The organism is Propionivibrio limicola, assembly GCF_009469695.1.
Lineage (GTDB): Bacteria > Pseudomonadota > Gammaproteobacteria > Burkholderiales > Rhodocyclaceae > Propionivibrio > Propionivibrio limicola.
This window is the reverse complement of sequence record NZ_SSSR01000005.1, coordinates 64,906-87,338: the sequence shown is the minus strand read 5'-3', so window position 1 is coordinate 87,338 and position 22,433 is coordinate 64,906. Positions and strand designations below refer to the sequence as shown.

Here is a 22,433-nt window from a genome sequence, read left to right as displayed (position 1 = left end):
TGAAGGAATGACCATGAATGCCATGAACGAAAATTTGGCCAGTCTGTTGCCTGAACACGAGCGTCAGCGTTGCGAAGTGTGGACGCGCGTCATGGGCTATCACCGCCCGGTGACCGAATTCAACCTCGGCAAGCAGTGCGAACACCGTGAGCGGCAGCATTTTTCCGAGCCCGACTGTTTCGCGCGGGGCGATTGATGGTCGCGTTACACCCGATCACGGTCGGGGGGCTGACGCGGTTTTCGACCGTTGATTACCCCGGCCGTCTGTCTGCCGTGGTGTTTTGCCAGGGCTGTCCGTGGCGTTGTCCGTATTGCCATAACCCGCACCTGCAACCGGCGGGCGTTCGCAACGGCCCACTCTGGACCGAAGTTCTTGACTGGCTGCAAACGCGGCGCGGCATGCTCGATAGCGTTGTGTTCAGCGGCGGCGAGCCGTTGTTGCAAAGAGGATTGGCCGGCGCGATGTGGCAGGTGCGCGAACGGGGATTCGGTGTCGGTCTGCACACGGCCGGCGTCTATCCGGACCGTCTGGCTGGTTTGTTTCCGCTGGTCGACTGGGTCGGGTTTGACGTCAAAGCGCCGTTCTGCGATTACCCGAGAGTGACGGGCGCGAAGAGCGGCAACGCGGCGCAACGCGCGCTCTCGTACGTTCTGGCTTCAGGGAAACCGTACGAGATACGATGTACGGCGGACGAGACGCTGCTCAGCCCGGCGGACGCCGGACGCATGGCCGGGCAGCTCGTGAAATTGGGCGTTGATCATATCGTTCTGCAGGCCAAACGAATGGTCAATGGAGTGACGCTGCCGATCAGTGCGTCTTTCATTGAGGCGATGGCTGCAGAAATCGGGCGCGTCGAGTTGCGCTAGCGTTGGCAGCGCTATCCTGTTTCTGGTAGGTATGTTTGTTTCAAGGGCCTTTCGACGGTTGTTCAAATTTGGAGGTTTTTCCGATGGGGCTACAACAGGCCGGATCTTCCGCTTGCCCTCAATCAAGAATCCTGAGCGAATCGGAGCAGCGTGAGGTGACGCGTTTGTGTGCGCGCACGGCATTGATGCTCTTGCAGCACGGCGCGGAAAGTGCGCTGGTGGAAAACACGGCGCGTCGCGTGGGCGTTGCGTTGGGTGCCGAAGGGGTGGAAATCGCGCTGATGTCGAGCGCCGTGGTGGTTACGACGTTGAGCGAGCGGCATTGCATCACGACGGTTCGGCGAAATGAGGATCGCGGGATCAATGTCCATGTGCTTATCGAAGTGCAGCAGGCCATGCTCGACGCCGAAACCGGCAAGCTCGATCGCCACGGCTACCGTGAGCGGCTTGAGGTCATCCGTCCATTGCGTTATCCGCGCTGGCTGGTGGCGCTGGTCGTCGGTCTCGCGTGCGCATGTTTTGCCCGGCTGGCGCATGCCGATCTGGCCGGTTGTCTGGTGGCGTTCGTGGCGAGCGGTTCGGCGATGTTCGTGCGTCAGCATCTGGCGGCCTTGCATTTCAGCCCCCTCATCAATTTCTTCGCGACCGCTTTTGTCGCAACGTCGATCGCCGCCCAGGGACTCGTCTGGGGAATTGGTAGCACCCCCAAGGTCGCCATGGCGGCGAGTGTCCTGATGCTGGTGCCCGGTTTTCCGCTGATCAACGCCGTTGCCGATATGGTGAAGGGCTACATGAATACCGGGATCACGCGCTGGGCGGTCGCGACGATGTTGTCGGCGGCGACGTGCACCGGCGTCATCCTGGCGACTTCCGTATGGGATGTGTGGGGGTGGCTATGAACGTGTTTATCGTTGGTTTCATTGAAAACACGTTGTTGGCGGCTCTTGCGGCAACCGGCTTCGGCGTGTCGTTCAACGTGCCGGTCAGATTGCTCGGGGTGTGCGCGGCAGGCGGGGCCGTCGCGCGTGGTTTGCGTTTCCTGATCGCCGATGTCTGGGAGGTTGCTCCGATTGAATGGGCAACCTTCATCGCGGCGGCGACGGTGAGCACGCTGGGTGTTTTCGTGGGGAGGAAACTCCGGATGCACCCGAAAGCCTTCACGGTCGCCGCCATGATCCCCATGATTCCGGGCGTGCCGATTTTTACAGCGTTGCTCTCGTTGGCAAGAATGCAGCGCTCGGGTGTCACGCCGGAACTTTTGGCTGCCGCCATCAACTCTGGTCTTAGCGCGTGCTTCATCGTTGCCGCATTGGCCGTTGGGCTTGCCTTGCCGGGGATGTTGTTCTATCGGCGGCGTTCGTTGATCTGAGACTATGCGCGTTCGTTTCGTTTGTCGCACGTGCGACAAACGAAACAGGATCTTCATCCGTATTGTTGGGGCGACAGTTGCTTGTCTGTTCTCCGTCGAAGCAAACAATGCAACGCTGGATGCGCCAGTGGCGGTTCCTTTTTTTGGGTCGGCAGGTTCTTTTTGCCGGTGTGTTTTGAACCGGAACAGTTCTTGCGGGCCGTGTAGTCGCGGTTGTCTGCTTCTTTGGGGAAATGGTCGTTGCAAATGTTAATAATTCTCATGTAATATGTAAATCGTTATCATTGAACTTTTTAGGTCTATAGAGGTCTTCTGATGCCAATTAGAACAAGTAATAAATCAAGCAGTAAGGTTTCGCTCGGTCTGCCCGCTCTCGTCGTTCTGGCCGGACTTTCTGCGCCGGCCGCCGCGCTTCAGCCATTGATTACCGACGATACCGGCACGCAGGGTACGGGCGGCAACCAGGTCGAGTTTTCCTACAATCAAGACCGCTCTCGCGTTTATGGCGAGACGGAGCGCGTGCATGCCGTGCCAGTCGTTTATACGTATGGCGTCACCGATTCGCTCGATCTGGGCATCGGGGTTGAATATACGCGCATCAATTCGAGCGTTTCCGGCGGAGATGCGAACGGTTTCGCCAATACGGTGTTCGGCGCGAAATGGCGTTTCTTCGAGAGTGAGGCTTCCGGAACGAGCTTGGCGATCAAGCCTGAAATCGCCATCCCGGTGAGTTCGAGCCGCGAGGCGGAGGGATTGGGCTCGGGTGAGACCTCGGGGGCGCTGACCTTCATCCTGTCACAAGACGTTCCGTTCGGCGCCATCCACTTCAATGCCGGCGTCGGTCGCGACCGCTTCCGCAATACCGAAGACAACCCGAATACGACCACCAAGCGCCTGTCGGTCGCTCCGGTCTGGGATGTCTCAGAACAGTGGAAGTTGGCGCTCGATTTGGGCGTCGAATCGGCGAAAGCGGATAACGAAACCGTGCGTACAAAGTTCGTCGAAATCGGTGCGATCTATTCCCCCAGCAAGGATGTCGATCTGGCGCTTGGCTTTATCCATGCGCGGGACGATGAAAGTCCGAAAACCAAAACGGATTCGGCCACGCTTGGCGTTACGTGGCGGTTTTAAGGTCAGTTCGAGTCGGTGGCCGGAGTGAGTTTCGGGCCGTCGGTACCAAATTTAATCATTCTTCATTACCCGCTCCGGCGCAGGAGGTTATCGTGAATAAGTTTGACTGCAGCACTTCAACTGCAACCCTGGAAACAGCCGGGATCGGCGAAACACTGGCGGTGCTGAAAGTTCATGCACCGGTTGCGGCGCCTGAATGGGCGCGCTGGCTCGAGGAGATCGGCTTCATTGCCGGCGAACAGGTGAGCCTGATGGCGCGTGCCATTCCCGGGGGCGATCCGTTGGTCGTTCGGGTGGGGCAATCGACGTTTGCCCTGCGGCGCGCCGAAGCTGCGTGTGTCAGCGTGGTTCCCGTAGAGGCATTTGCTTCGTCGTCTTCTCTCGAGAGGCTGGCGCTGGGAGGCGCGCAGGCATGAAACAGGCGGTCATTCACGTTCATCCGGCCGGCCTGCTCATGGCGCTGGTTGGCAACCCCAACTGCGGCAAGACGGCGCTGTTCAACCTGCTGACCGGCAGCCGCCAGAAAGTCGCCAATTACGCCGGCGTGACGGTCGAGCGCAAGGAAGGGCGTTTTACGACGCCGGCCGGCAAGACGGTGCGCGTCCTCGATTTGCCGGGTGCTTACAGCCTCTATCCGCGCTCGCCGGACGAGCGGGTGACGTGCGATGTGCTTTATGGCCGGGCAACCGGTGAAAAACGCCCGGATCTGGTCGTTTGCGTCGTCGATGCGACCAACCTGCGACGCAATCTCCGGCTGGCGCTGGCCGTCAAGCGCCTCGGGCTGCCATGCCTCGTGGCACTCAATATGACCGACATCGCGGAAAAGCGTGGCATCAAGGTCGTCCCCGAAACTTTGGCGGCGGAACTCGGGATGCCGGTCGTTAGTACCGTGGCGGTAAAGAATAACGGCGTCGAATCGCTGCTGAAACTGATCGATGAACAGGCGACATGGCGTACGCTGCCTCCGGTCGCGGCGAACGTCGAAGCGACGGAGCATGGCGACCACATCGCGGTACGTCATATTCTGCAGAAGCTCGGCCTCGACGAGATCGTTCCGCATACGACGAGCGATCGCATCGATCGTTTTGTTCTGAATCCGGTGCTCGGGCCGTTATTGTTGACGGCGGTTCTGTTCATGGTCTTCCAAGCAGTTTTCTCATGGGCGGAAGCGCCGATGGGCTGGATCGAGGATGCCACGACCACCGTTGGCGAGTTGGCCGGTGCTTATCTGGCCGACGGCTGGCTGAAGAGCTTGATCGTCGACGGCGTTATCGCCGGTGCCGGTGGCGTGCTGGTGTTCTTGCCGCAGATTCTGATCTTGTTCTTCTTCATCCTCGTGCTTGAGGAGTCCGGCTATCTGCCACGGGCGGCATTCCTGCTCGACCGGTTTATGGGCTGGGTTGGCCTCTCCGGCCGTTCGTTCATCCCGATGCTGTCGAGCTTTGCCTGCGCCATTCCCGGCATCATGGCGGCGCGCACCATCGGCAATCCACGCGACCGATTGGTGACGATCCTGATCGCGCCGCTGATGACGTGTTCGGCCCGTCTGCCGGTCTATGCGTTGCTGATCGGTGCATTCATTCCGCAGCGCGAGGTGGGCGGATTCTTCGAGCTGCAAGGCGTGGTGCTGTTCGCGCTCTACCTGGCCGGAATCATCGGGGCGATGGGCGTGGCGTGGGTGCTCAAGCAGTTTACCGCAGCCGGCCGTCAGGTCCGTCCCTTGATGATGGAGTTGCCGAGCTATCACCTGCCGACGGTGCGCAACGTAGGCATCGGCCTGTGGCAGCGCGCGTCGATTTTTATCCGGCGCGTTGGCGGCATCATCCTCGTTTCCAGCGTCCTCCTGTGGTTCCTGGCGAGCTTCCCGGCGGCGCCTGAAGATGGCGACAAGTCACAGATTGAGTACAGCTATGCGGGGCAGATCGGCAAGGCGATGTCGGTGGCGTTTGAGCCGGTCGGCTTCAACTGGCAGATCAGCGTCGCGTTGATCCCGGCGATGGCTGCCCGCGAAGTGGTTGTCAGTGCCCTCGGTACGGTGTATTCGCTGTCAGCCGAAGGCGAGGAGGAAACTGAACAGGCGCTTGGCTCGCTGATCTCCGAGACATGGAGTCTGGCGACGGCGCTGTCCATGCTCGCCTGGTTTGTTTTTGCCCCGCATTGCCTTGCAACGCTGGCCGCCATCAAACGCGAAACCGGTGGCTGGAGGATGCCGATCATCACGGCGGTTTATCTCTTTGGGCTGGCTTATCTGGCGGCATTCCTGACCTACCGGACTGCGCTCTGGTTTGGCTTGGGTTGAGGTTCGGACAGGCATAACCCAGCGACGCATGAAATACGCAAAAAGGGATGTGTGCAATGTCGTTCATCGCTAATCGTTGCATGTCGTGTGGCGCGAGAGCGCACAGGGGGAAACTTCGATGAGCTATGCCCTGATGCCTGATACGTTTCCGGCGGCGACGACGGCGCAGCGAGGCAGTCTTTTCGGCCTCGTGATTGGTGTGCATTTGGCCTTCCTTCTTGCGTTGCTCTTTGCCAATTCGTCGGCTCCGATAACGCCTCCGGCTCCCATGTTTGTTGAGATGTTGCCGGCGGCGCTTGGAACGCCAGCCGCGAAAGCGGCCTCCGCCTCCGCTTCCAGTTCTTCGTCTGCCAGGAAAGCGCCAAGTGTGCAGAAAAAATCGCCGAGTGTGCCGGTCAAGATTGAAAAAGCGGAACGGGTGAGCAAACCGGAGTCGGTCATTCCAGTCCCCGCCAAGGCGGAGTCGGCTGTTGAATCGACTCCGGCAAGCCCGGCCCCTGTCGCGGCGGCTTTGGGGGGCGAAAGCGGGGCGGGTGCATCGTCCGGCGGTTCGTCATCAGGAAAAGGTACGGGCGGCAACGCGCATGGCGCGGCGGGGGGCGAAGGCGATTCGGCGAGTTCGGCACGCTTCGATGCCGACTATCTGCGCAATCCGCCGCCCCCATATCCGCCGATGTCGCGGCGCATGGGCGAAACAGGCAAGGTCTTGCTGCGCGTGCTGGTCAATGCCGACGGCAGCGCGGCGAACGTCGAGTTGAAAACGTCGTCGGGTAGCTCGCGGCTGGATGATTCGGCGCTGCGTACTGTTCGCAAATGGAGGTTCATCCCTGCCAAGCGCGGTGATACGCCGGTGCAAAGCTCGGTAGTCGTTCCCATTATTTTCAAGTTGGAGCAATAACATGCAGGAAAACGCTTTCGGTTTCGCCCATCTTTGGGCCAGTGGCGACGCGATATCGCATACGGTGGCGATTGCCCTCGGCATCATGTCGGTGGCCAGCTGGTATCTGATTCTGGCCAAGGCGTGGGATTGGTGGCGCCTGCGTCGGGCAGCGCGCGGCGTGGCCGGATTCTGGGCGGCCTCCAGCGTGGCGAGCGGCCTCGATCGCTTGCTCGAAGCCGGGGCCGGCAGCCCGTATGCACAGTTGGCGACGCAGGCGAGCCTGTGCAACAGCGATTGCGAAGCGCTCAGCGGTCGGCTGGCGTCGCGTTTCGATCCGGCCGAGCAGATGGAGCGGGCGCTGCGCCAGCAGTTGTCGACGACGCAGGCGAGCATGGAGAACGGTTTGACGCTGCTGGCAACGACCGGGGCGACGGCGCCGTTCGTCGGGCTGTTCGGGACGGTGTGGGGGATTTACCACGCGCTGGTGGCGATCGGCCTGTCCGGGCAGGCGTCGCTGGAAAAGGTCGCCGGCCCGGTCGGCGAGGCGCTGATCATGACCGCCGCCGGCCTGGCCGTCGCCTTGCCGGCGGTGCTTGCCTACAACGCCTTCTCACGCGCCAATCGCGTCATCCTCGCCGACTTGGACGCGTTCGCACACGATCTGCACGCCTTCTTCACCGTCGGCAAGCCGTTTGTCGCCAATAGCGCGCAAATTCATCCGATGCGTGCGCGTCTGGCGTCGGAGGCGGCCTGACATGGCGATGGGCAGCTTCAATTCGGGCGGCGGCCAGATGCCGATGGCCGAAATCAACATGACGCCGCTGGTCGATGTGATGCTGGTGCTGTTGATCATTTTCATCATCACCGCTCCGCTGCTGACGCATTCGGTTAATGTCGAATTGCCCAAAACGGCGAGCGCGCCGGCTCCGCAGACGCTTACGGCGCTGCAGGTCAGCATCGATGCGGCGAATCAGGTGCAGTTCGGTGGCGTGGCCGTCGCCGGCGAAGAGATTGAACGGCGCTTCCGCGAAGCCGTGCAGCGGGATGAGGCGGTGGAAGTGCATCTGATGGCCGATCGGGCGACGCGCTATGAGACGGTCGCCGAGGTCATGAGCGCCGCACGGCGCGCCGGCGTGAACAAGATTGGCTTTGTGACGCAGCCGCCGGCCGGTGGCAACTGAAAACCTGCAACTGAAAGCCGTTCCTCAAACAACAAAGGGCCGCGAAATACGGCCCTTTGTTGTTTTGTGGCCTGTCATTCGATAGCGACGGCCATATGTTCGGCGATGTCGTGCTCCAGAAGCTGCGCCATGCCGGCGCGTGCTTCGTCCGCGCAGATGCCGCGCAGCCATTGGTGGGCGGGATCGCGGTGGACGCGGGCGTGCCAGAACTGTTTGACAACGATGTTCGGCAGCGGCACCGGGCAGGGAAATACGCGGACGGCGTCGCTGCTGTTGCCGAGAATGGTGCCGATCTGGCCGGGGAGGGTGGTGATCATCTCGGTGGAGGCGATGATTTTCGCAACGCCCAGTACACCCGGCAGATAGACCAATACCCGCCGCGTAATGTTGCGCTGCTTCATCTCCGATTCGATGATCTCGTAGGAGCGGCCGTAGCCGAAGGCGACGTGTGCTTCGCGCTGAAAGTCGTCGATCGTCAGCTCAGTCTTGATGCGGGGATGATTGACGTTGACGAGGCAGATATAAGCCTGGTCGAACAGCGTTTGTTCGTAGAAACCGGCGACCATTTCGGGGACGAATCCGCCAAAGGCCAGATCGGCCTCGCCGGTTTCGAGCAGGCGCGGCGTGTTCTTGTCGAGCGGCAGGGCTTCGAAACGCACATTCGGCGCGACGCTGTAGATGTGATGCAGCATGCTCGGCAGGAGCGTCGTCTGTGCGCCGTCGGGGATGCACATCCGGAAGATACGCGACGAGGTAAGCGGATCGAAAACCGGCGTGTCGGTAATCTGATGCATGGCATCGAGAATCTCCCGAGCCTTGCCGACCACGACTTCCGCCCGTGCCGTCGGCGCCATGCCTTGCGACGTCCGCACAAACAGCGGGTCCTGCAGTTGGTCACGGATTCTTTTCAGCCAGATGCTGATGCGGGGCTGGGTTTGCCCCATCAGTTCGGCGGTTCGGGTCACGCTCCGCGTGGTGTAGAGCACGTCGAGTAGCCGTAAATCCTTTGGATCAAGATATTGCTCGTTTTCGAAGCCTTCGTTCATAGCCTGTATCAGGTTCGACCCGGCCTGTTCCGGGGTGGCTACTGCAAGTCCTGGCCGGTCGAACGCTGTGTGTTTGTAATTGAAATGCCGTTATTATTCCATTTTGTGTATGGTTTGTATGCATATTTTGCGATTTACGGAATGGCGGAGCGCGCCTATATTTCATCCCGCTGAGAGAAGTTTTGCCTGACTGCAAGCGGGCTGGGCCTCTTGAGGCACGTGAAATAAGACTGAAGCCTTCAACCGGCGGAGAAAAATAGCTCCGCCGGTCTTTTTTTGTCCGGGGGGCTTCGCGACTCGTCTCATCGATTCCCCGCCGCATTATCAGACGGGACTTGGACGGGGCCTGGGACTTAGAACGACGCCGTCACCGTCGCATAGAAGGCACGACCGGCTTCGTTGTAGGTCGCCGCTCCGGCGCCGCTGCTGTTCGCTTCGCGGTACAGACGCTTGTCGAACAGGTTGGAAATACCAACGCGCCCCTTCAGGTTCCGGTCGAAGGTGTAGCCGGCGCTGATGCCGACCAGGTGATAGGCGTCGCGGACCTGTGTTTCGGTACCGCTCGTCGTGCTGCCGTTGGCGTTCCGGGTGCGCGGCTCCTGGTCGCCGTAGAAGGTGGCAGTCACCATGACCGACAGTTTGTCCGTGGCTTGCCAGTCGAGACTGGAGTTGACCGTGTATTCCGGCACCGTCGCCAGCGGCTGGCGAGTTGTGCGGTCCTTGTTCTCGATCATGTAGGTGAAGTTGTTGATCCACTTCAGGCGGCTACCGTATTTGCCGAGAATCGGCATCGTGAAATGCCCCTCAAAGCCGCGCACGACGGCCTCTTTGGCATTCATCCACTGGAACAGCTTGGTGCCGTTAACGAGCGTCGGCGTCTGGTCAGGCATGTCGGCGACGACCTTGTTCTTGTAGTCGTTGCGGAAATAGGTCAAGCCGGCGCCCCAACCGTCGCGGTTGTAGTCAATGCCGACTTCCTTGTTGACGCTGGTTTCCGCTTCCAGATCGGCGTTGCCCAGAATATTGCAGCCGCTGTAGCCGGGCGTCTGGGAGTTCAGATAGCCGAGCGGACAACCGTTGCCGGACGACCGGTAGATGTAATTCGGGTTCGTCTGATACAGGTTGGGGGCCTTGAAGGCGCGGGCGATGCCGCCTTTCAGCGTGATTGCCGGACGCAACTGATAGGAGGCGTTCAGGCTCGGGCTCCAGTTGCTGCCGAACTGGTCATGCTGGTCGAAACGCAGGCCCGGGGTAAGGATCAGCTTGTCGGTCAGCTCAATGTTGTCTTCGACGAGCAAGGCCCAGCTTTTGGCTTCCGAATCGGTGTCGCGGCCCGAGTTGAGGCCAAGCGCCGCGACTGTGTTGCTCATCGCCCACGGATCATCGAGGGTTTCCTGTTTGACATCAAAGCCGAACGTCATCATCTGCTTCAGGCCACCGAGTTGAAGCGGGGCGTTGTACTCGCCGTTGAACATCCAGTTTCTCAATTCCGACGTTGAGGTGGCTACTGTCGTATTGATCGAGCCTTCGCTCCCACCGACCAGCCCCTCGTTGAGGCGACGATTGTCGGTGCCCTCATAGGCCAACGTCAGTTTGGACTTGCGCCCTTCACCCCAGTTTCCGCGATGAACCAGCGATGATGTTCGACGATAGAGGGTGTTGGTTTCGGCGCCGTCGTTAGCCAACTCGTTGAGAGTTGCAGAGCCCGCAGTCGATACCGCACGGTCCCCCGCGTAAATGTTGCCCTGGCGGCTGAAACCGGTGTTGAATTCCAGCACCTGATTGTCGGTCAGATCCCAGCGCAGCAGCAGGTTGGCGTCGCGGTTGCGCACGCCCTCACGTCCGGCGGGCGGGGTCGTGCCAGTCGCGTAGTCCTGGTTGAGGCTGAGTGCATCGGCATCGGTCTTGTTGGCGTTGCCGTAGAAGCGGAACGACACTTTTTCACTCAACGGCCCGGCCAGATTGAAACCGATCCGGTTGGTGTCCTGTTCGTCGCTGTCTTCCGGTTGATTGGTGTAATAGGTGACCGACCCGGTCAGCTTGTCCGTTGGCTTCTTGGTGATGATGTTGACCACGCCGCCGGCCGCTCCAGAGCCGTAGCGGGCCGCGGCCGGGCCGCGCAGGACTTCGATGCTCTCGACGGCTTCGACCGGCACCCAGTTGCTGTCACCGCGTGTATTGCGCTCACCGCTGCGCCCCATCCGGGTCGAATTGCGCGACGACACGGGAGTGCCGTCGATGAGGATCAGTGTGTTTTCTGGCCCCATGCCGCGCAGGTCGATCTGGCGATTGTTGCCGTATTGGCCGGAGGCGGAGTTGCCGGTCAGGTTGACGCCGGGCATGGTCCGGATGATTTCGGAGAGGTCGTTGGCCGGCGGGCGTTTTTCCAGATCTTCCTTGGAAATGATGGATACCCCGGGAGCCTGCTTGAGCATTTCCTCGGCGGTGCCGATGACCTCGACTTCTTGCAACGTACTCTCGACCTGCTGGGCCAGCGCGAAGTGCGGCAACGTGCAGGCCATCCCCACCGCGACAACCAGCGGGCGCAGTTTCAACTCGGTGCTTCTTTGCATTTTTCCATTCTCCAATGTCACGAGCGATAAATCTCGTTGAGAATGATAAGCAACAACAGTTGTATAATTTTGTTTCTGGATTACACAAATTGACACAAATACGCGCCATGCAAAAAACTACCCAAATCGCGCTCCGGCTTCTGATCGTCGACGACCATCCCGAGATTCATGAGCCGCTCGCGGCTTACCTTCGCCGCTATGGTTTTGAGGTTTCGGCCGCTGAAGACGGGGAGCAGATGCGTGCCGCGCTGCACGAAAGTCGCTTCGATTTGATCGTGCTCGATGTGATGTTGCCAGGCGAGGATGGCCTGTCGCTTTGCCGGTATGTCCATGAACATCTGGCGATTCCGGTGATTCTGCTCAGCGCTCTGGGAGAAACCTCCGATCGCATCGCCGGTTTGGAAATCGGCGCGGACGACTATCTCGTCAAGCCGTTTGATCCACGGGGACTGGTCGCGCGGATCCGGCGTGTCATTCGACGCACACGCCACGCCGATAGTCCTCTTTCCGGCGCGCCGCGAACGCGCTACCGGTTTGCCAGTTGGGTGATGGATGTCGAAAAGCGCGAGCTTTCAAATGTGCAGGACGGAACGCCGCTGGATATCGGAGATGCGGAGTTTCGTCTGCTACGGGTTTTGCTCGAGAATCCGCAGACCGTCCTCAGCCGCGATCGCTTGCTGGACCTGACCTGCCGGCTGGAGGCGAATGTGTTTGACCGGAGTATCGATAGCCAGATCAGCCGGTTGCGTCGCAAGCTTGGCGATGATGCCCGCAACCCGCGACTTCTGCGCACGGTTTGGGGCGATGGTTACATTCTGACCGCCGATGTCGTTCGCTCATCGGCATGATTTTTCGCCCCGCTTCGTTGACGGCCCAATTGAGCCTCCTGCTTGTCGCCGGAATTGCGGCGGCCCACCTGATCGGCGTTTTGATCAATGTGAGGGTGGGCGATGAACTGCATCCAATCGCCCGGAACCAGGCGATCGAACGCGTTGTGGTCGCCACTCGTCTGCTGGCCACCTGCGGGACGTGTGATCGCGAGTTGATGCTGCGCTCTCTCAGTACCGAGCGCGTCCGCTTTTCCATGCAGCGCCGGAATCCGCTCGCCGATCGAGCGATGGATGAACGGGAGGCGAAGCTGGCCGATCAATTTGTGCAGGCTGGCGATTGGCCGCCTCAGTCGATCGTTGTTTCGCTGAATGAACGGGGCTTTGCCGACGATTCAGCATTTTCCCGCGGCCGTGGCGAACTCGTGACGGCGCTTCGTTTTGGCGAACAGTGGCTGGTCTCGGTTCAGCACGTCACGGTTCAGAATCGATGGTGGCGCTCGCTTGTTTTTTCACTGGCCGACCGCGTGCTGCCCGTTCTGTTGCTCGTCGTTCTTTTCACGCGCTGGTTGCTTCGTCCGTTGCGCGATCTGGAGCGTGCGGCGATGAAAATGAGCCACGGTGTTTCGGCGGGGCCGTTGCTCAAGCGAGGACCGCGCGAATTGCAACAGTTGATCGGCGCATTCAACTCCATGCACGAAAACCTGGCCCGGCACGTTCGTGACCGGACCTGCCTGCTCGCCTCGGTCAGCCATGATTTGAGAACGCCGATCACGTCGTTGCGTATTCGGGCCGAGCTGGTCGAGGATGGAGCGAACAAGAACGCCATGCTCAAGACCATTACGCAACTGCAGCGGATGGTCGACGAAGCCTTGTCTTTCCTGCGCGGTGAGGCCTGTCAGGAAAAGCGTGAAGAATTCGACCTGTCCGTGTTGTTGGAGGAGCTCGTAGCCCAGCGAACCGGGCCGGCGCAGCGCGTTAGTTGTTCCGGGCCGCCGACGCTGCCATTCGCCGGTTACCCGCTGGCACTGTCGAGAGCCTTGGGCAACCTGCTGGACAACGCCTTGCGGCATGGGTCGCAAGCGGCGATTAGCTTGAGCGAATCGCCCCGGCGTGTCGAAATCCGGGTCACGGATGACGGCCCGGGAATTCCTCAAGAATTTCACAAGCGCGTCTTCGAGCCATTCTTCCGTTTGCCGGCGAGTACGACCGGTGAGCATGAAAACGTGGGGCTGGGGCTGAGTATCGTCCGCTCGTGTGTGCAGCGGCACGGCGGCAGCGTCTGTCTGGAGAACATGAAAGCGGGCGGACTGCAGGTGACGATCCGTTTGCCCCGCCAAGCGCCAAGCGAATCATCCTGGCGATCAGAATGACCAGGATGATTGCGGTTTGGTCGCGGAAAAGGTCGATCGTAAGGGTTAAACCAGCACCGCCAACACGCCGGCCAGCACCAATAAGGCTGGGGCAACATGGCGAAGCGTTCGCGGCGCATAAGTCAGCGACAGGCCGACGGCAACGGCCGCCAGGGTCAAATAGCCGAACCAGGCCGTGATGCCGACCGATGCGCCGTAGTTGCGCACCGACAGGGTCAGCGCCAGGGCCAGCAGGCCCCAGCCGAGAATCGATGCCAGCAACTGGAAAGCAAGCGGCGGTACCGACCCGATGACCTGTTTGCCGTGGCGCTCCATGCTCAGGCACAGCGCGCCGAAGCCGGCAAAGGAAGAGGCGAGAATCAGGAAGCTCACATTAACTCCTTGGAATTTAGGTGGATTCGGCGATCGCCAAACCGTTCGAACCTTTTTTAGACGGTTTGGGGACGTAGAGGTGCAAGCGGTAGGCGATGAACAGCATCAGGATTCCTGTCACGAATACGGCGATGTCAAAGCTGGCCACTTGCCAGTGCCCTTGCAGCAAGCTGCGTCCCAAATGCGCGCCGCCGGTCAGTCCGTTGAGCATCGGTATGAGCACGAACATGGCCGCGCCTGCCGAAAGCTGCTCGACCCAGGCCTGTTTGTGGCGACGCAGCAAGGCGTGCACGAAGGCGAGTCCCCAGATGACGAAGAAAGTCTGGATTTCCAGAGCGCTGCGGTTCTCGAGCGCGGCGGGGATGAGGCGGTTGGCCCAGAAGAAAGCGGCAATGGCGAGAAGCAGCCCGCTGACCGCGCCGACGTTCATGATTTCCACAAAGCGATGTCCAAGCGGCGCACGACCGAGCGCCTGGCGTTCCTTTTGTCTCGACACCACCCAGAGTACGAGGCCGCTGGCGACCATCGCCGAGCCGAGTACGCCGCAGAGGAAGAGCAGCCAGCGCACCATCGCCGTGGCGAAGCGGCCTTCATGCACCGTCGTTAATACGTTCCAGATCGAGCGGGTGAAGGAGGGCGCCTGCGTGGTCGGAGTTTCGAGCGTTTCCAGCGACTCGCCGGTCAGTCCGTTGAACAGCAGGCGTTCGGCGCCGCCGCGCGCCGTCAGTTGTTCGCCGAAGGCCTGACGTATTTCAACGGTGGCATTCGACTTGCCCGGATTGGTCACGACGATGGCGCCGACACCCTGTTTCGGCCACTGGTGCAGCGCTTGCGCGTATAAGGGACGAAGGTCGGTCAGCGCAGCCGGTTCTTTGCCTCCGCCACGATTAGCACGATCACCGCGACGGCCATCTTCGCTTCCCCTTTCACGTTCCTCGCCACGCCCGCCCGCCTGAGCGGTCTGACCGGCGACGGCCGGCGTTTCGCGTCCCGCGCCGCCACCGCGTACGTCCTGCATGTAGGCGCGCCGATCGCCAGCGTACAGTGCATCGGCCGCCCAGGGCATCAGTTGCGCGGCGAGCAGCAACAGACCGGAAAACGTGATGAGGATGTGGAAGGGTAGGGCGAGGACGCCGGTGGCGTTATGTCCGTCGAGCCAGGAACGCTTGCCCTTGGCCGGCCGGAAAGTGAAGAAATCCTTGAAGATGTTCCGGTGCACGATGACGCCGGTGATGATCGCGATGAACATCAGCATCGTCGCAATGCCGACGATCCAGCGACCCCACATCCGGTCCATGCCGTGCAGCTGGTAGTGGAAGCGGTAAAGGAAATTGCCGCCGGCCGTGGTGCGCGCCTCAAGGACCTCGCCGGTCGCCGGGTCCATCGTCAGGCGTTTGACGCCGCGATCCCGCTCGGGCGGCTGACCTTGCTGGTTTTGTTGCCCCTGTTGGCCTTGCGGGCCATTGGCGGCGCCGCCCATTTCTTGCTGTCGGCCGCCCGGCGTACCTTCCCGGTACGACAGGCCGACGACCGAACTGCGCGGCCCGGGCGGGTTGATCGTCCATTGCTGCGCCTTGCTTCCCTGCTCGTTCAGCAAGTTGATGGCCCTCGGCAGCCAGTTGGCGTCGGGTGTGGCCGCATGCAGCTCGGGCTGCATCCAGAGCGTGATCTCGTTGCGGAAGTAGGACAGGCTGCCGGTGACATAGACGGCGAACAACAGCCATCCCATCAGCAGGCCGGTCCAGGTGTGCACCCAGGACATCGACTGGCGAAAATAGCGCGGCTGGTCGAATCTCATGCCGGAACTCCTTTGGGCAAGGCGGCGAAGCAGATCGCCAGAATGCCGGCCGGCAGCAGCAGACCGCCAAACGCCCGGGCCAGCGTCGCCGTGGCGAAAGCCCAGATAACTGCCAGCAGGTAGACGAAGAAAGCGATCATCGTTGCCGCCATCACCGCATCGACACGCGCCAGCGGCAACGCGAGCGCCAGCGTCGCGGAGGTCAGCGCCGCCAGTCCGTAGCCGCCGAAGATCGCCAGCAGGGAACGCAAGGCGGTGTTCAGTCTGGGCCGCCGATCGGCGAACGAGACAAAGTTGAGTGTTGAAGCCATGGGACGATCCTAAACCTCAAATAACGTAACGAGAGTTATTATTAACTAGAAATGTGCAAAAAAATTGATGCTGCTTGCCGTTACGCTAAAGCGGCCATTCTGCTACCCGTCCTTGAATGTCACCTTCGGGCTATCTGAATGCCTGTTGAATCGACGTTCGCTTGAACATTTATCCCGAACGCTGCGACGGCAAAGTCGATAAAACTCCGCAACTTCGGCGTCATTCGCCGGTCGGGGGTGTAGAGAATGTGAAAGGGGCGCGTGGGGATGGGGTAGTCGGGAAGTACCTCGACGAGTCTGCCGGCCGCCAGATCCTCTCTGACCAATTCACAAGGTTGAAGCAGCAGGCCCATGCCGGCCCGTGCCACCGTCAGCAAAGCTTCCCCACTATCGACCATCAACTTTCCGGAAACAGGTACGGTCATTTCGCCGTCCGGCCCCTCGAACGTCCAGCGCGTGCGCAACTCGGTGTACGAAAATCCTAAACATTCGTGCCGTGCCAGGTCGTTCGGATGCGTAATCGGCGGATGATTCGCCAGATAGGATGGCGCTGCACACAGCCGCAGGCGATAAGGCGCAAGGGCTCGGGCGATAAGGCCGCTATCCGACAGTTCTCCGACTCTAAATGCCACATCGAAACCTTCGTCGATGAGGTCGATGAATCGGTTTGACAGCGATATGTCGACCGATACTTCGGGATACGCGGCCATGTATTCAGGCAAACGTTTGGACAAGGCGTGGATGCCGAACGAGACTGGGGCATTGATACGCAATCGTCCCCGAGGGGTTCCGATGCTCATGGCGGCCATTCCCTCGGCGGCTTCGACTTCCGCGAGAATGATTTTCACCCGTTCGTAGAAGGCCAGGCCTGCCTCCGTGAGGTGGTGCCGTCGTGTCGTGCGATTGATCAGACGGATGCCCAGATGCTGCTCCAGCGTCTGCACATGCTTGCCAACCAACTGGGAGGACATCCTCAAGATCTCTCCCGCCGCAGAAAAAGACCCAAGTTCCACCGCTTTGGCAAATACGCTCATGCTGAGCAGTCTGTCCATTTGAAACACTCCATTTCAAGTGATGGTCAATTTTGACCATTTATCCATAGGGGTTTCAAGTCTTAAAGTGCGGGCACTGGGTCTTTTAGCGAGAGAAAACGATGAAAATTGCCATCAGCAGAACGGGCAATATGGGTGCAGTCCTGGCGGACAAAATCGGTCACGGAGCCGTCGGATGCGGTATCCGTACAGCGCTGTATGCGCTTTCCCTGATCGTTTCGTCCAGCCTTGCGCTGGCGGCGCCGGCCATCGACGTGTTGGGGCGCGACTTTACCTTTCCCAACACGCTGGCAGGCTTGCCGGCCAGGTTGTCGGACTTCACGGCCTTGCAAATCAACAGCTTCAAGACCAGCGATGGCGTGAAGCTCGCCTACTGGGAAGCAGGCGAAGGCAAGCCACTGGTGATCATCCCCGGCTGGTCGGCGGGCGGCGCCGAGTTCATCAACGTGATGTACCTGCTCAGCAAGCATTACCGCGTCTATGTGCTGGACCCGCGCAATCAGGGACTCTCCGAGCGGGGCGACTACGGCCTGCGCATCTCGCGTTACGCGATGGACGTAAAGGAGTTCGGCGATCACCTCGGTTTGAAATCGGCAGATTATCTGGGCTGGTCGATGGGTGCCTCCGTCCTGTGGAATTACATCGACCTGTTCGGCAGTCAAGCCATGCGCAAGGCCATCTTTGTCGATGAGCCTATCTCCATTTATTCCCATGCCGATTGGTCGGAACAGGAAAGACTGGAAGCCGGTGGAATGACGACCTCGCCGGAGCGCATGATCGCCGCTTTCACGGCCGGTATCCCAGTGAATAGCCTGATTGCCGACACGAAGTTGTTTGAGCGCTACGTGGCCATGGATTCTCCGTATTACGAGAACTCGGAGAAATTCGTGGCGGAATTCATCAAGAACGATCCGAAGTACCTGTCGCTGATCCTGTTCGACCATGTCACGAACGACTGGCGCGATGTCATTCGGCACAAGATTGATCTGCCCGTGGCCATTTTTACCGGGGAGTACAGCGCCAACGTACCCAGCCAGCGCTGGATGGCCTCGGTCATCCCGAATGCCTCGCTCCATGTCTATCGCAAAGAAGAACAGGGCGACCACTTCCTCATGTTCAAGAACCCGTTCAAGTTCACGGAAGACCTTCGCGATTTTCTTGAGCGTTGATCAATCTGACGCTCATTTCCCACCATTTTTCCACGCAAGGAGATATTCATGCCCGTCGTACGTGTCAGCTGGTTCGAAGGGAAAGACACCCCCACAAAACAAGCGGTCGCTGCCGAAATTACGGAAAGCATCGTCCGCAATACCGGGACTGATCCGAAGTACATCTACGTCATTTTCGAAGACTTGGCGCCTTCAGACTGGGCCGGGGCAGGCCAATTGTTCGGCGGCTGATCGCCAATCCGGAAGTTCTCGCACTACAGTTTTTCGACCGCACCCGTGGCGAAATAATCGATCCAACCTCTCAACGGAAAGTAGAAAACATGGCTAACTACAAACGCATCACACTCGGCGATATCAAAACACTCGGCCGTATCACCCTGCACAACGACCTTGCCCTGACCGGCTCGGAAGTTTCCATCAACGAGCTGCCGGCAGGCGTGGCGGTTCCGTTTGTGCACGCGCATCAGCAAAACGAAGAGGTGTATCTGATCCTCTCCGGCAAAGGGCTGTTCTATCTCGATGGCGAAGAGCTGGCTCTGTGCGAAGGCGATGTCTTGCGTGTCGATCCGGTCGCCAAACGCTGCATCAAGGCGGATGCCGGCAGCTCGCTGCGCTTCGTTTGTATCCAGAGCAAAGCCAACAGCCTGAACCAGTTCACTGAAACCGATGGCGTGCCGGCCGAAGGCACGCCCAGCTGGATGTAATGTCTGAATAGCCATTACTGCGAGTGATGCGGGGAGGGGCTGGCCGTCGACGGCGATCTGGCGCCGCTCGTAACGCGAGGCGTCAAAGTTCATTCCGCCAACCGCCGCCCAGCGCCTTGCTCAAATCGATCACCGCCTGCAACCGGGCCAGCCGCAGGGTGGCCAGCTGGTCGCGGGCGGAGAAAACGGTTTTCTGGGCCTCCAGCACCGAGAGCAATTGGCCGGTGCCTTCGCGGTATTGCAACCCGGCGAGGCGTAGCGAGCGTGAAGATTGCTCCAGCACGGCTTGCTGGGCCGCTTCCTGACGTTCGGATTTTTCGATGTTGCCGAGTCCGTCGTCGACTTCCTTGAGCGCGGTTCGTACCGTTTTCGAGTAGGTGATGATCTGCACGGCGCGTTGCGAACGTGCGCTTTCGGTTTGCAGACGCAGCTTGCCGCCGTCGAAAATGTTCTGCGCCAGCGACAAGGCGGTGGAGACACTGCGCGTCGGGCTGGCCAGATCGAGCAGCACGGCGCTGCTCAGGCTGCCGGAGAGCGACAGCGAAGCGCTCGGCAGGAGGGCGGCACGCGCGGCGGCGACGTTGGCGTCGTTGGCGGCCAGCGTTGCTTCGGCCGCCGCGATGTCCGGGCGGCGCGTCAGCAGCGCCGGCGGCATTTCCGGGGCGATTACCGGAATGCTCAGCCGCGACAATTCCTCGTCGGCGAAGGCGGCTTGCTGCGGTATTTGACCGAGCAGCAGGGCGAGCGCCGAATGCAGTTGGCGCACCTGCACGGCGAGCGGAATCAGGGCCGCTTGTGCCGACAGGACGGTAGTGCGTTGCTGCGAGACATCGAGGCGGGTGGCGATGCCATTCCGGTGGCGCGCTTCGACAATGGCGAGAATGCGTTGCGCGAGCGAGAGGTTTTCCTGCGCAATGCGCAGCCGCTCACTCGCCGTCAGCGACTGGAAGTGGACGCTGGCGACGCTGGCGATCAGCGACAGCCGGGACGCCTCGTAATCGAAACGCGTCGACTTCAGGCTTGCTTCGCCGGCCGCGACGTTCGCCGCGATCTTTCCCCACAGATCGACTTCGTAACTGACCGACACGCCGAGGCTGCTGGCCTCGGTGCGCGTAGTCGACTCGCCGTCCGGCGTGCGGCGGCTTTGCGAACTGCCGGCGCTCAGGCCGACATTCGGCAGGCGGGAAGCCTGCGTGATGCCCAGAGCAATCTCGGCTTGCCGGATACGTTCGGCTGAAATCAGCAGATCGGGATTGTCCTTGAGCGCGATGTCGACGAGGCGATTGAGTTCGGTGGAGGCAAAGCCCTTCCACCAATCGGCCTCGACGCCGGTGAGCGCCGCCCCGGTCGGGACCGATTCGCTCCATTTTTCCGGCAGTTGCATCCGTGGCAACGAAGTGGGTTCGTGGATGGTGCACGCACCGAGCTGGAGCGCGAGCGCCGTCGCCATCGCCGTCAGGGAACGGCTGAAACGCGGTGAGTCTTTGACGATCATTGGATTTTCTACTCCGAGGCCAGCGCGACGACCGGATCGAGACCGGCCGCCTTGCGCGCCGGCAAATAACCGAAGACGAGGCCGGTGGCGAACGAACAGCCGAAAGCGAGAACGACGGGCAGCAGCGAATAGCGGATCGGCGTGCCGAACGCCGCGATGACCGCCGCTGTGCCCAGCCCGCAGGCGATGCCGATCAGTCCGCCGAGCGCCGAGACGACCAGCGCTTCGATCAGGAACTGCTGCAGGATATTGCTGGTGCGCGCACCGGTCGCCATGCGGATGCCGATTTCCCGCGTCCGCTCGGTCACGCTGACCAGCATGATGTTCATCACGCCAATGCCGCCGACCAGCAGCGAGATGGCGGCGATCGAGCCGAGCAGCAGCGTCATCGTGTTCTGCGTTTCGGTCGCCGCATCGATGATCGACGCCATGTTGCGGATCTGGAAATCGACCGTGCCGTGACGTGCCGTCAGCAGCGATTCGACGGCGGTCTGCGTCGCGTTGATGTGGCGCACGTCGGCGACCGCCACCGTCACGTTGCGCAGGAAGCGCTGCCCGGACAGGCGCAGCTGGCTGGTCTGGTAGGGCACGAGAACGACATCGTCCTGATCCTGGCCGTTCGGCGAGGCGCCGCGCGCGGACATGACGCCGATCACCTGGAAAATCAGGTTGTTGACCAGTACGTACTCCCCGAGCGGCGAACGGCCATCCGGGAACAGGCCGCGTGCCACCGTCTGTCCGAGCACGGCGACCGTCGCATAAGCGGCTTCGTCCTCGTCGGAGAAGAAGGTTCCTTCGGCGACCGGCCATTGCCGCGCCAGCGGGAATTTGGCCGAGGTGCCCATGATGCTCGTCGAGTAGTCCGATTCCTCGTAGCGCAGCGTCGAGCTGCTTTCCTGCTCGGGCACGGCGGCCAGCACGTTCGGCACTTCCTTGTCGATGGCCTGCACGTCGGCGAGCACGAGCGTCGCCGTATTGCGAAAGCCGCGCTGATTCGGCGCACCGGGGCGCACCAGCAGCAGGTTCGAGCCCATCGCGCTGATCCGGTCGAGCACTTCCTGCTTCGCGCCGTCGCCGATGGCCAGCATGGCGATGACCGAGGCGACACCGATGACGATGCCGAGCAGGGTCAGCGCCGAGCGGAAGATGTTGGCGCGCAAGGCCCGCAAGGCGCTTTTCGCCGATTCGAAGAGGTCGGCCGCACTGTTGGTCTCGCGAACCGTTGGTAGGTTTTCCGGTGCAGGCAAGTCGGTTGGCTGGCACGATCCGGAATCCGACATCACGTTGCCGTCGCGCAATTCGATAACGCGTGCCGCATGCGCGGCGACTTCGGTGGCGTGGGTAATCAGAATGACCGTATGGCCGGCTTCCGAGAGTTCCTTCAGCAACTTCATGACTTCGGCACCGCTCTTGCTGTCGAGGGCGCCGGTCGGCTCGTCGGCCAGAATCACCCGGCCGCCGTTCATCAGCGCGCGGGCGATCGACACCCTTTGCTGCTGACCGCCGGAGAGCTGGTTCGGGCGATGGTGGCCGCGATCGGAAAGGCCGAGCACGTCGAGCAACGCGTTGGCGCGCCGGTGCCGTTCGGCGGGCGGCACGCCGGCGTACATGGCCGGCACTTCGACGTTCTCGGCGGCGGTGGCTGTCGCAATCAGGTTGTAGCTCTGAAAGACGAAGCCGAAATCCTCGCGTCGCAATTCGGCCAGCGCATCGCGGTCGAGGCCGGAAACGTCCTTGCCGCGAAACAGGTAGGCGCCGGACGTCGGACGGTCGAGGAAGCCGAGAATATTCATCAGCGTCGATTTGCCGGAGCCCGACGCGCCGACGATGGCGACGAACTCGCCTTCGTGGATCGTCAGGTCGAGGCCGTGCAACACCTGGACGGCCAGTTCGCCGCTCTGGTAGGTCTTGGTGACGCCGTGCAGTTCGATGAGCGGCGTCGGCGGGCAAGGCGGTGGTGCTGGTTGCGCTTCCTGCACGTTCATC

The 22,433-nt window shown here is 60.9% G+C and carries 24 protein-coding genes; 15 read left to right on the top strand and 9 right to left on the bottom strand.

All coding sequences use genetic code 11. From position 1 onward, the window contains the following. Positions 1 to 13 precede the first annotated feature (13 nt). From nrdD to GH659_RS06265, 4 genes are all read left to right on the top strand, one after another. The gene (gene nrdD, locus GH659_RS06280; RefSeq protein WP_246167748.1) at positions 14 to 196 is read left to right on the top strand and encodes an anaerobic ribonucleoside-triphosphate reductase; all 183 of its coding nucleotides are present in this window, start codon (positions 14 to 16) and stop codon (positions 194 to 196) included. Next, positions 196 to 867: an anaerobic ribonucleoside-triphosphate reductase activating protein gene (locus GH659_RS06275; protein WP_153110243.1), complete on the top strand. Its 672-nt coding sequence runs from the start codon at positions 196 to 198 to the stop codon at positions 865 to 867. Before nrdD ends, GH659_RS06275 begins: the two co-directional genes overlap by 1 nt. A gap of 155 nt (positions 868 to 1,022) precedes the next feature. After that, a complete protein-coding gene (locus tag GH659_RS06270; RefSeq protein WP_211364129.1) occupies positions 1,023 to 1,766 on the top strand; it encodes a threonine/serine exporter family protein in 744 nt (247 codons plus the stop codon). Continuing rightward, the gene (locus GH659_RS06265) at positions 1,763 to 2,236 is read left to right on the top strand and encodes a threonine/serine exporter family protein (RefSeq protein WP_153110340.1); all 474 of its coding nucleotides are present in this window, start codon (positions 1,763 to 1,765) and stop codon (positions 2,234 to 2,236) included. Before GH659_RS06270 ends, GH659_RS06265 begins: the two co-directional genes overlap by 4 nt. 53 nt (positions 2,237 to 2,289) lie before the next feature. Here the strand turns inward: GH659_RS06265 and GH659_RS06260 are convergent, their stop codons facing one another. After that, positions 2,290 to 2,499 carry a hypothetical protein gene (locus tag GH659_RS06260; protein ID WP_153110239.1) on the bottom strand — a complete coding sequence of 70 codons (210 nt, stop codon included), beginning with the start codon at positions 2,497 to 2,499 and terminating at the stop codon, positions 2,290 to 2,292. A gap of 52 nt (positions 2,500 to 2,551) precedes the next feature. Between GH659_RS06260 and GH659_RS06255 the strand changes: the two genes are divergently transcribed. The 6 genes from GH659_RS06255 (at position 2,552) to GH659_RS06230 (ending at position 7,727) form a co-directional block, all read left to right on the top strand. Then, the gene (locus GH659_RS06255) at positions 2,552 to 3,367 is read left to right on the top strand and encodes a transporter (protein ID WP_153110237.1); all 816 of its coding nucleotides are present in this window, start codon (positions 2,552 to 2,554) and stop codon (positions 3,365 to 3,367) included. A 92-nt stretch (positions 3,368 to 3,459) separates the two neighbouring features. Next, positions 3,460 to 3,783, top strand: coding sequence for a FeoA family protein (locus GH659_RS06250; protein WP_211364128.1), 324 nt, complete (start codon positions 3,460 to 3,462; stop codon positions 3,781 to 3,783). Next, on the top strand, positions 3,780 to 5,666 hold the full coding sequence (gene feoB, locus GH659_RS06245) for a ferrous iron transporter B (RefSeq protein WP_153110235.1): 1,887 nt from the start codon (positions 3,780 to 3,782) through the stop codon (positions 5,664 to 5,666). The genes GH659_RS06250 and feoB overlap by 4 nt, the downstream gene beginning before the upstream one ends. Before the next feature lie 118 nt (positions 5,667 to 5,784). Continuing rightward, complete coding sequence (locus tag GH659_RS06240; RefSeq protein WP_211364127.1) at positions 5,785 to 6,564, top strand: energy transducer TonB; 780 nt, start codon at positions 5,785 to 5,787, stop codon at positions 6,562 to 6,564. Between the two features lies 1 nt (position 6,565). Then, positions 6,566 to 7,300, top strand: a complete 735-nt coding sequence (locus tag GH659_RS06235) for a MotA/TolQ/ExbB proton channel family protein (RefSeq protein WP_153110233.1) — start codon at positions 6,566 to 6,568, stop codon at positions 7,298 to 7,300. 1 nt (position 7,301) lies between these two features. Beyond that, complete coding sequence (locus GH659_RS06230) at positions 7,302 to 7,727, top strand: ExbD/TolR family protein (protein WP_153110231.1); 426 nt, start codon at positions 7,302 to 7,304, stop codon at positions 7,725 to 7,727. 74 nt (positions 7,728 to 7,801) lie between these two features. Here the strand turns inward: GH659_RS06230 and GH659_RS06225 are convergent, their stop codons facing one another. Both GH659_RS06225 and GH659_RS06220 read right to left on the bottom strand, forming a co-directional pair. After that, positions 7,802 to 8,773, bottom strand: a complete 972-nt coding sequence (locus tag GH659_RS06225) for a LysR family transcriptional regulator (RefSeq protein ID WP_153110229.1) — start codon at positions 8,771 to 8,773, stop codon at positions 7,802 to 7,804. 353 nt (positions 8,774 to 9,126) lie between these two features. Further along, positions 9,127 to 11,346, bottom strand: a complete 2,220-nt coding sequence (locus tag GH659_RS06220; RefSeq protein ID WP_153110227.1) for a FepA family TonB-dependent siderophore receptor — start codon at positions 11,344 to 11,346, stop codon at positions 9,127 to 9,129. Between the two features lie 107 nt (positions 11,347 to 11,453). On the opposite strand from GH659_RS06220, the gene GH659_RS06215 reads away from it, so the two are divergent. Both GH659_RS06215 and GH659_RS06210 read left to right on the top strand, forming a co-directional pair. Further along, entirely contained in the window at positions 11,454 to 12,194 is a 741-nt protein-coding gene (locus tag GH659_RS06215; RefSeq protein ID WP_153110225.1) for a response regulator, read from the top strand. Continuing rightward, the gene (locus GH659_RS06210) at positions 12,191 to 13,546 is read left to right on the top strand and encodes an ATP-binding protein (protein WP_153110223.1); all 1,356 of its coding nucleotides are present in this window, start codon (positions 12,191 to 12,193) and stop codon (positions 13,544 to 13,546) included. Before GH659_RS06215 ends, GH659_RS06210 begins: the two co-directional genes overlap by 4 nt. Positions 13,547 to 13,591: 45 nt before the next feature. On the opposite strand, the gene GH659_RS06205 is transcribed toward GH659_RS06210, so the two are convergent. The 4 genes from GH659_RS06205 to GH659_RS06190 all read right to left on the bottom strand — a co-directional run bounded on the left by GH659_RS06205 (position 13,592) and on the right by GH659_RS06190 (position 17,079). Further along, positions 13,592 to 13,918 (bottom strand): DUF3325 domain-containing protein, encoded by a 327-nt coding sequence (locus GH659_RS06205; RefSeq protein ID WP_153110221.1) that lies wholly within the window; start codon positions 13,916 to 13,918, stop codon positions 13,592 to 13,594. Between the two features lie 16 nt (positions 13,919 to 13,934). Continuing rightward, positions 13,935 to 15,716, bottom strand: coding sequence for a PepSY-associated TM helix domain-containing protein (locus GH659_RS06200; protein WP_153110219.1), 1,782 nt, complete (start codon positions 15,714 to 15,716; stop codon positions 13,935 to 13,937). Next, positions 15,713 to 16,027, bottom strand: a complete 315-nt coding sequence (locus GH659_RS06195; RefSeq protein WP_153110217.1) for an iron transporter — start codon at positions 16,025 to 16,027, stop codon at positions 15,713 to 15,715. Before GH659_RS06195 ends, GH659_RS06200 begins: the two co-directional genes overlap by 4 nt. A 119-nt stretch (positions 16,028 to 16,146) precedes the next feature. Continuing rightward, positions 16,147 to 17,079, bottom strand: coding sequence for a LysR family transcriptional regulator (locus GH659_RS06190; protein WP_153110215.1), 933 nt, complete (start codon positions 17,077 to 17,079; stop codon positions 16,147 to 16,149). A 101-nt stretch (positions 17,080 to 17,180) separates the two neighbouring features. On the opposite strand from GH659_RS06190, the gene GH659_RS06185 reads away from it, so the two are divergent. The 3 genes from GH659_RS06185 (at position 17,181) to GH659_RS06175 (ending at position 18,952) form a co-directional block, all read left to right on the top strand. Continuing rightward, positions 17,181 to 18,248, top strand: a complete 1,068-nt coding sequence (locus GH659_RS06185) for an alpha/beta fold hydrolase (RefSeq protein ID WP_211364126.1) — start codon at positions 17,181 to 17,183, stop codon at positions 18,246 to 18,248. A 48-nt stretch (positions 18,249 to 18,296) separates the two neighbouring features. Beyond that, positions 18,297 to 18,479, top strand: coding sequence for a tautomerase family protein (locus GH659_RS06180; protein ID WP_153110214.1), 183 nt, complete (start codon positions 18,297 to 18,299; stop codon positions 18,477 to 18,479). 89 nt (positions 18,480 to 18,568) lie between these two features. Continuing rightward, positions 18,569 to 18,952: a cupin domain-containing protein gene (locus tag GH659_RS06175; protein WP_153110212.1), complete on the top strand. Its 384-nt coding sequence runs from the start codon at positions 18,569 to 18,571 to the stop codon at positions 18,950 to 18,952. An 82-nt stretch (positions 18,953 to 19,034) separates the two neighbouring features. Here GH659_RS06175 and GH659_RS06170 read toward each other — a convergent pair whose 3' ends face one another. Both GH659_RS06170 and GH659_RS06165 read right to left on the bottom strand, forming a co-directional pair. Next, positions 19,035 to 20,447: an efflux transporter outer membrane subunit gene (locus tag GH659_RS06170; protein WP_153110210.1), complete on the bottom strand. Its 1,413-nt coding sequence runs from the start codon at positions 20,445 to 20,447 to the stop codon at positions 19,035 to 19,037. 8 nt (positions 20,448 to 20,455) lie between these two features. Continuing rightward, on the bottom strand, positions 20,456 to 22,432 hold the full coding sequence (locus GH659_RS06165) for a MacB family efflux pump subunit (RefSeq protein WP_153110208.1): 1,977 nt from the start codon (positions 22,430 to 22,432) through the stop codon (positions 20,456 to 20,458). Between the last annotated feature and the right edge of the window lies 1 nt (position 22,433).